6 protein-coding genes and 2 pseudogenes are annotated in these 8,138 nt (G+C 55.9%); 4 read left to right on the top strand and 4 right to left on the bottom strand.

The annotated features are described in order from the left end of the window. Positions 1–249: 249 nt before the first annotated feature. Positions 250–477, bottom strand: a pseudogene (locus tag BMW76_RS36265) (LysR family transcriptional regulator); the annotation flags it as partial. A gap of 92 nt (positions 478–569) precedes the next feature. Between BMW76_RS36265 and BMW76_RS36260 the strand changes: the two are divergent. The 4 genes from BMW76_RS36260 to BMW76_RS36245 all read left to right on the top strand — a co-directional run bounded on the left by BMW76_RS36260 (position 570) and on the right by BMW76_RS36245 (position 3,055). Next, positions 570–1,490 (top strand): EamA family transporter, encoded by a 921-nt coding sequence (locus BMW76_RS36260; protein ID WP_012406825.1) that lies wholly within the window; start codon positions 570–572, stop codon positions 1,488–1,490. A 14-nt stretch (positions 1,491–1,504) separates the two neighbouring features. Next, the gene (locus BMW76_RS41705) at positions 1,505–1,810 is read left to right on the top strand and encodes a hypothetical protein (RefSeq protein WP_041747043.1); all 306 of its coding nucleotides are present in this window, start codon (positions 1,505–1,507) and stop codon (positions 1,808–1,810) included. Then, positions 1,807–2,250 carry a DUF3757 domain-containing protein gene (locus BMW76_RS36250; RefSeq protein ID WP_012406826.1) on the top strand — a complete coding sequence of 148 codons (444 nt, stop codon included), beginning with the start codon at positions 1,807–1,809 and terminating at the stop codon, positions 2,248–2,250. The genes BMW76_RS41705 and BMW76_RS36250 overlap by 4 nt, the downstream gene beginning before the upstream one ends. Before the next feature lie 217 nt (positions 2,251–2,467). Continuing rightward, entirely contained in the window at positions 2,468–3,055 is a 588-nt protein-coding gene (locus BMW76_RS36245) for a chorismate mutase (RefSeq protein ID WP_062827025.1), read from the top strand. Between the two features lie 1,023 nt (positions 3,056–4,078). Here BMW76_RS36245 and BMW76_RS36230 read toward each other — a convergent pair. From BMW76_RS36230 to BMW76_RS36210, 3 genes and pseudogenes are all read right to left on the bottom strand, one after another. Further along, positions 4,079–4,630: a HesB/IscA family protein gene (locus BMW76_RS36230; protein WP_233445561.1), complete on the bottom strand. Its 552-nt coding sequence runs from the start codon at positions 4,628–4,630 to the stop codon at positions 4,079–4,081. 652 nt (positions 4,631–5,282) lie between these two features. Next, a pseudogene (locus tag BMW76_RS42310) lies at positions 5,283–5,974 on the bottom strand (DDE-type integrase/transposase/recombinase). A 143-nt stretch (positions 5,975–6,117) separates the two neighbouring features. Next, positions 6,118–7,278, bottom strand: a complete 1,161-nt coding sequence (locus BMW76_RS36210) for a porin (protein WP_090873598.1) — start codon at positions 7,276–7,278, stop codon at positions 6,118–6,120. Positions 7,279–8,138: the final 860 nt, after the last annotated feature.

Genomic DNA, 8,138 nt, shown 5'->3' with positions numbered 1-8,138 from the left:
CGAAAAGATGGCCAAGCGCCGCGCCAAGCATCTGGGTTCCTTTGAACAGGGCAAGCCCGACTGTGGGGTGAAGTCCAACATCAAGTCGCTGCCCGCTGTAATGGTCGGGCGACGGCACGCTAAATGAACTCGATAACACACTTGCATCTATTGAAAGATTCCGATTCCATTGCAACAGCGTTTGCTCATGCGTATATGATCGCCAACATGGGTCGGAATTGGTTCGTGGCCAACATGGACGAGGCGCGCAAGCGGGTGCGCGTACGGCAGTAGTACGCTGCCCGCCGAAGTCGGCTTCATGTCGCGCGGCGAACGTTCGAGCAGGCGTCAGCATGCCTCTTCGTCTTCAAGACGACGAAGAGGCATGCTGACGGCAGCCTGAGTGAGATGAAGTGCCATTGCAGCATTACTCACGCTGCCGGCTTCAACCACCGTCACGAACGTACGCAGCAGCGTGCTGTCGAGATCTGGAATCATCAATTTCCCTCATGCACACATAAAGATTTCCAGCTTATACCACGCATACATCTGCGGTTAGTATCCTTCCTTCACTCACGCGAGAAATATGGATGAGCGGGGAATTTAACGCAAAACACGCCAAATACGCGTTGTCGAGAGCGTCCGTGCTGTTCTCGCACGCGATCGCGCTGATGTTCGCCTTCGCGTCGATGTGCAGCATTCAACTCGGTGCCGCGCTATCGCTGTCCACGACGATAAAACACAGTACCGTTGGCATAACCTGGTTGCGGTTGTGCTTCGCAGCGATAGCGCTCGCGGCCATTGCGAGACCGCCGCTTCACAAGTATTCTCGCCAGCACTGGGGTGCCGCGGTCGCGCTTGGCAGTGCGGCGGCGTGTATGACGCTGTGCTTCTTCGAGGCAGTGCGGCGTGTGCCGCTTGGGTTTGCAGTGGCCGTCAGCTTCCTTGGGCCGGTCGCGGTCGCGACATTCGGCGAGCGCAGACTCAGAAGATTGATGTGGCCGGTGTTCGCAGTCGCGGGCGTGCTATTGCTAGCTCGGCAGGACGGCATGTGGGTGGTCAGCCCCGTTGACTTGGTCTTCCCGATTGGATCGGCGCTCGGCTGGGTTGCGCACATCGTGTTGAAGAAGCGCGTCGGCATGATGTTTGAGGGGCCGGAAGGGCTTTCTGTGTCCCTGATCGCAGCCGCTGTCATTACCGGGCCATTCGGTATTCTGCTGAGCGGCGGCCATTTGCCCGTGGGGCAACTCGTCAATGCCGCGTATATTGCAGTCTTGGTGCCGATTGTCCCATACATACTTAAACTGATCGCCCTGCGTCGGATGAGCGCATCCGCATTCGGTGTCGTGATGTGCACCGAGCCTGCGATCGCGGCGGCGATCGGCTGCCTCGTACTTGCACAGCCGATAAGCAGATCCCAGTTCGTTGGAACGCTGTGCGTTGTTTGCGCATGCATCGGTGCAGTGGTAGGCGGTATCCGTGCTCACTCATCTCCACGGGGTCGCGTGTGACTGCGAATCGCCTGATGGACGGTCTGCGTGGCGAGCCGTACGTGCTGTGGCGTGCCATGGCGTCCAGTTGGGTGTTCGTCCGTGTCGCTGCAAAAGCGGTGCGACAACACTACGGCCGCGCTTTTCTTCAAGCACGTGTCTCGCTACAGTTCAGCCCCGCGCAAGATCGTCACCGCAGGTACCCTGCGGCCAACGCAGACACTCCAACGTTGCAAGATCGGACGGGCGTGAAAACGTCGCTTGAGAATTCGTCTTTTGAGTCGAAAGGCGAGACGATTTGCAAGAACTCGTTAATCAATATTTCAAAGGAGTACAAATGAGGAAGAAGAAAGGTTTTTTGATTTTCATACTTTCGCTTGGCGTATCAGCTCATACGCTGGCTGCAACGGTAGAAAGCTGCCCTTCTCCAGCCCAGATCAAGAGGACAGTGGGCGTGTACTCGGCGCGAACCAGTGATAACGAAGGTGAATGGCTGGGTATTGCGCCAGCAGGTAGCGGAGGCAATATCAGGCAGTTTAACGCCGCCACGTTTTATCCAGCGCAGGATGATGACGTATCGCGAGGATCGTTAGCCAAGTGCTCTTATGAAGTTGACAAAGGTACCGTAGACTTACGATATAAACCTAATTCGCTTCCGGAGCCGGTTGTCGCGTTGGAGGGTAGTACAGTGTGGCATCGGAAAGAAGGCCCGTTTGGCGTTATCTACTATGAATGCACTGATCCGACCGCTTCGGGTTGTAAATTCACCATCGTTCGATAGTCGGGATGATGCCTTTCCTTCTAGAAAGGCGTCGTAAGAGACGAACCATCTCGGTGCTCTCACGTTCTTCCTCCCGAATTTGGCCTGTCCGTCTGTGCTAGGTCAGGGGCGCATTGACGGAGATTTCCCCGGTCGCTCGACCGGTATCGGGCGACGAGGTGTCTCCAGTCGCTATGCCGCTGGCAAGTATCGACCAATAGGAGTAGCAGTATTGGAAATGAAGAAGAAGGTTGGGCCCGTTGGGACTCGGCATGCCGTGACACTTGCACTAGCTTTATGGTTCGCGGCAGGCTGCTCGCCCGGCATTGGAGCGCAGCAGGATGCGTTCGTGCCGCTTGTGCGTAGCATGGCGGATCGCCTTAACACCGCTGACCAGGTCGCTCTTAGCAAGTGGGACACTGGTCAACCCGTCTACGACGGTCAGCGGGAAGCGCAAGTCATTGCAAATGCGGCGACGATGGCGTCTGAGTACGGGCTAACTACGGAGGATGCGATAAACATTTTCTCGGACCAGGTTGAAGCCAACAAAGAAGTTCAGTACGCGCTGCTTAACAACTGGAGACGTCAGGGCGATGCTCCTGCCACGCCGCGGCAGAGCTTAGCGGGTGTCATCCGACCAATTCTAGATAAGCTACAGGCCTCTATCATGCAGAATCTGCAGAGCGTGGCGCCTCTGCGCAGCATCGCAGATTGCCATGCACTGGTTGCAGCGGCAGTGGGGCAAGTAGCTCAACAAGCGTCGCTTGATGTCCTTCATCGCGCGGCGCTCGATCGTGCGGTCGCACGGATATGTGTCAAATCTTGATTTTCCGACGAGTCTGAAGACGCGCAAACGTCCATTTGAAGGGCACCCTATCCGAGGGTCGGCTCGGAATACCCCCATCGGCAAATTTGGGCGAAACGACGGCCGCTGAACCGTCTGGAACAGGGCAGCCCGATCGTCGCGGTGCGCATAATCAGAGAGTTTCGAGGAAAGCCATGAACTTGTCGGCTGCGTGAAAACACGGCGTCCGCGGCCCGATAGGCTACAAGCGTCATCCGTGTGCGCAAGGTGGGACTCTTGGTCGATGCGTTGTGTCGATGCTTTCATTGTCCAGCAACAATGCGATGACACTGATGTCGATGTCGGCCTGCAACAGATGCGTCGCCGTCGCGTGCCTTATGACCGGGGCGATTTGTGCTTTTTCGACAGACTCGGATAGGTATGCACCACTTCGACGATCGCCTTTTCAGGATGCGATCGACGCTATTGCGGGTCGACGTCTCGCTGCAGTAGTTGGTGAACAATAGCGAGGTCGGCATCGCGTCTCGTTCGCGCATCCATTTCCCGATCGCGTCAGCCGTCCTAGTTCAGAGTGGCACACACCGCTCCTTACGTTCTTGCCGTGAAGATGCAGAAGCTGCTGCGACTGACGAACTCAATCTGTGCAAGAGATTATCGTAATCGCCGCAACTCGTGCGCCGGTGTTATACATCGGTAGCTGCATCGCGTGATGACGTGCTTCGAACGGGGTCGAGAGGTCAGGAGCAGCAAAAATCGCTTGAATTTCGGCTCGCGGCAACGCGCGAATCGGACGTCGATCGGCACGTTTGGTTTGGATGGACAGTACGGACATGGCCAAAGCCGATTGTCGCTTGATTGCTGTCTTGCGTATTGATCTGGTCATTGAAGTCTAAGTTTGAAGTCAGGATCGAGGTGGCCGCTCGTAGTTCGTGGCGTAGGTCATAGAGATCTTCGTCATGAGCCCGCGAGAGACGCAACCACCACCGTTTGTTTCCGCTACGACGCCAATCGAATCAACGAGCAACGTTTTATCGCGTTCCAACTTCAACGAGGACACGTCGAAAAGGCACTACTGTGACCGCAAAACGTTTGTTCGTTCAGGCTATCGATCACGAAGCACGGGTGGGGTGCTCGCTCATCATAGTCGATCTGGGCGCCCGCGAGATACTTCAAGCTGGCGTTATCAATAAATATGGCAACGCCCTGCGTTTTTACCTTAATGTCGGAATGACCGACTGAATCATCTAGCACGATAAAATATCTTATATCGTCGAAGCCACGCACTTCGGCGCGCAGACGAATGTAAATCTGCGTCTCGTCTTGCAGTTTGACCAGTTCTGCGATTTTTTCTGCTGCTCGAGGCGTGAGCGTCGCCATATCATGCGCAGGTTCTGCTAAAAGGGACGAACGTTGAACAACCATAGAAGTTTTTCTCAATAATTGGTTGGGAAGACAGACCGCGTTGCTCGCTAAGCGAAAATGCAAGGTTCGTACCATGCTGAATTTGTGAGGCATGCACTGAATTATTGCGTCAGTTTTGTCAAGTTCGTCGGCATTGTCGACCGATATCGATAGCTTGTGCTTGAAAATTGACATCCTTCAGATGCGTGTACATCCGTCTCAAAACACATGTCATGGAAACTTTCGATTCGCAGCACCACGATTTGGCAGCGAAAGGGGCTGACGGCGACTGTCAACACGCCGCTTCTCGAGCTTTCGCGCAAGCGGCTCGGTTCAAATCGGCAGGCGATCGAATCCAGCGCGGATGTCGGGCAACGCGCGCGTCGCTGTCTTTCATGGAATTAGTCGTGAACGCGGCCCGTGTCGGGAATGAAAGAGAGGCGCGCCGAGCCCTCACGAAGGTTGCCACGGCAGGCGGGCCAGCCCCCATGCAGCTGGCCGTACCGAAGGCGCTGAACCGTATCCCCGACGAACTGCTGCAACAGGCCATTGAGGAATTCCGATGAACCGGGCAATCCAGACACACGAAGGCTCGAAACCGGCAAGCGGATGACATACCGCGCACGCCAACGCTGCCGGAATTCTCCGACAAGGCGGCCGCGCAGAGATCCAGCACCTACTCTCGGAATAGTTCCTGTGGTTCAGCGCGGCGTATCGTGAGCCGATCCGGCGCTACTATGAACCGTGGTCCGTGCCTCCGCGCAGGCCACCACCGCGTCATCGCATCCATCGCGCGATCGATACATCGCCCACCATGTAAACAGGCCCCGCTCGCTGGGGCTGTCGCTCAGAACGGGTCATCGCAAAAATCATTATTCTTAACTGTATCGACTGCGGAAGAGACAGTCCAGCGATGCCGAATGCCGAGGTATTCTTTTAGTATGACGCGATGACGTGCAGCGCTCATCTGCTGTCTGGGGAAGCGTTGACGGATCGGGCCGAAGCGTGAAAGTGCGCGCAGGCATTTCTACCACGCATCCGGCGTTCTCGCCTACGGGTCGGTTAGTGGCTGCTCTCGGCATGCTTGTTTGCGCGTGCAGCCGCTTTTGACGAAAACGTGGGTCACTTGAGCTACTCAGGTATATCGGCGTTTGCCGGCCGGATAACTGCGTAGCTGGTCGGTAACGATTGTGCGCGGCGCCGGGTTCCAGCGCGGTACCCGCCGAAAAAGGCGCTTTGCTGCGGACTTGCCGCGACGCTTTTGCTCCAGCACGTCGAGTTCGGCGCCCGCCATGCTCGTCGAGCGCGCGCCACAACAGATACGGCTCTCTGCGCGAGAGTCATGAACATCTCATCGAAATGCGAGATGCTGCCTGGCTTCCGCCGCGCCGCTTTGGCGCACTGAGTACAGCGCCGAACTTGTCGCCCCGGCAAAGGATTGTTTCGTACGTGTCCACGACACCACGCTCGAGCAACAATTCCTCGAGGCCACACAGGCTCAGATTGAACCGGCAGAACCAGCGAACGGGCCCAACTGATAACGACCGCAGGGAAGCGGTGACCATGATAAAGCGATTTCGTTCATTCTACCGTCACCTCTCCAGCAACCTGACCGTGCCGTTGAGGATTACCGCGAGGGGAGTGATCTACGCTTCGGGTGATGAGGTGGGCTTAGCCACAAATCAGAACTTGTGACGGATGGCAGCGCGAGCAAGGACCTGGCGATTGTTGGATGAATCGTTCATGTTGGCGATGTTGGCAGCAGCGGGCGTTCCGAGAGACGATGTTCCCGATGCTTGCTGCCAACCAATTCCGAAATAAACATCGATGCGTTTCGACAGGAAGTAGTCGGTTGAAATCGTTACCTGATTGAAATGCTGGTTCCCGATTATGTGGCCGGCAGCGTTTTGAACGCCATTCGAATGTAAGTAGTCGTATGATACAGCGACAGTCCAAGTTGGGTTGAAACGATACATTATTCCAACGTCGTAATTGTTGAATATCGCCGTTCCCTCTGCGAGCGACGGGCCGAGATTTGCGTATTGGACGTTGGAGAACGACGCTGCCAAGATAACCGGGCCGATCGTGTAATTGGCTCCTACGACTGCCGACTGGTACGCTTTAGCGGGAACATATCCCTTGTTCAGGGCGCCCTGAAGAGGAGAACCTCCAGTCCTATAGGAAGTAAAAAAGCCTGTGCTTGGCGCTGCGGTGGGGTTCTTAAAATACTCGAATGCTGCCCCCAGTTTTAATGGCCCGTTCGTGTACCCGGCACCTACGGAATAGCCGCTGGTAGATGTAAAATTACCCGCAACGCCACCAAAGCTATACTCCCCCCCGAAGTTCACGCCGCGGATGTCAGCGCTCATGTATCGTACTGAGTTGTTCAGTCGAACTGTGTTGCACGCATTGTCCCCGTCCCCTGGGTGCCCGGCGGGCGCGCCTCCCACGAGCGCTTCGGCAGTGAGTGGCTCGGGGAAGTAGAAAATCATGTCGTATTGACGTCCAAATGTCAGGCTACCCCAGTTGTCGCTTTTGACACCGACGAAGGCCTGACGACCAAAAAGCAGGCCGCCCTGAGCAGCCTGACCGTTATTTAAGTTCACACCCGACTCAAGGGTGAAAATCGCGTGCAAAGCGCCGCCGAGGTCCTCGACACCGGTCACGCCCCACCGACTTCCCATGACACCAGAAAGCGAATCAAGCGAAACCCTCTTTCCGCCGGCAACGTTGCTTTGGTACATGATTCCTTCGTCGAGAACCCCGTACAGAGTCACACTATTTTGTGCCTGAGCGAGTGAGCACACACCGAATAAAGCTACACAGACCGATTTTACTACCACGATTCGTTATCCTATCTAACGTAGTTGTTGCATACTTTTCTTTTACCCGCGGGAGCGGGTGCGAATTGCAAGCCGTCGTCAGGAACCCCGCCGCAATTTGTTATCCGATTTGCCGAGATGCTTTGCAGTCTCGGTAACCCGATGACGCATCACCGGAATTCGTTACATCGGTGATGTGTGCAATGACCTCGTTATTTTTGTCGCGGAGTCTGTCTACGGCTGCGTTTGGCCGAACATTATCGCGCCCACGGATAGACAGGCAACATCCTTCGTTGGCTGGCTCGGCAGCTGTAGCCATTCCTAAGCCGCTTCAGGCCGCCGCGATGATGACCACCTTTATCCCTTTGGTTCAGTTCCATGCTTTGCCGTTGCATAAACATTACGGTGATGAGGCTCCTGCCCGCGCGGCACCAGGTCCTCGCCGAGGTCACGGGCAGCATCAGCGCCAAGCGGTCGCTTGAGATTGTTCGTAATCAGCGTCGTACCGCGAGGCGCGCTGGCGTATGGCGTCGGAGACCCTCTTGCGCGGGCCTAAAATCGCTTTACACTTTCAAAGCATAGGTTATGCCGACTTAGGCTCAATACCGGGACGTTGGTGCACAACTGCACCGGCGACCTTCTACCGAGGTCAACCCGGTGCTCCCCTTAAGGTACGGCGAGCCTTTCATCACGCTGCCCGCAGATAAACCCGCCCATGCAGCCATGGTCGAACGATGGGCCGACTTACAGTGAATGTGCTATCTCCTGCTGCTGACATCGCGCAACGCTGTCAGCCGGATTGGTATCCCCAATGCATGTTTTCATGCGAACCGCTCATGTGCGAAATTCGCCATTTGGTTTGTAAGCATTCGATCATGGGG

It is taken from the genome of Paraburkholderia diazotrophica (genome assembly GCF_900108945.1).
Lineage (GTDB): Bacteria > Pseudomonadota > Gammaproteobacteria > Burkholderiales > Burkholderiaceae > Paraburkholderia > Paraburkholderia diazotrophica.
This window is presented reverse-complemented; position numbering and strand designations above follow the sequence as displayed.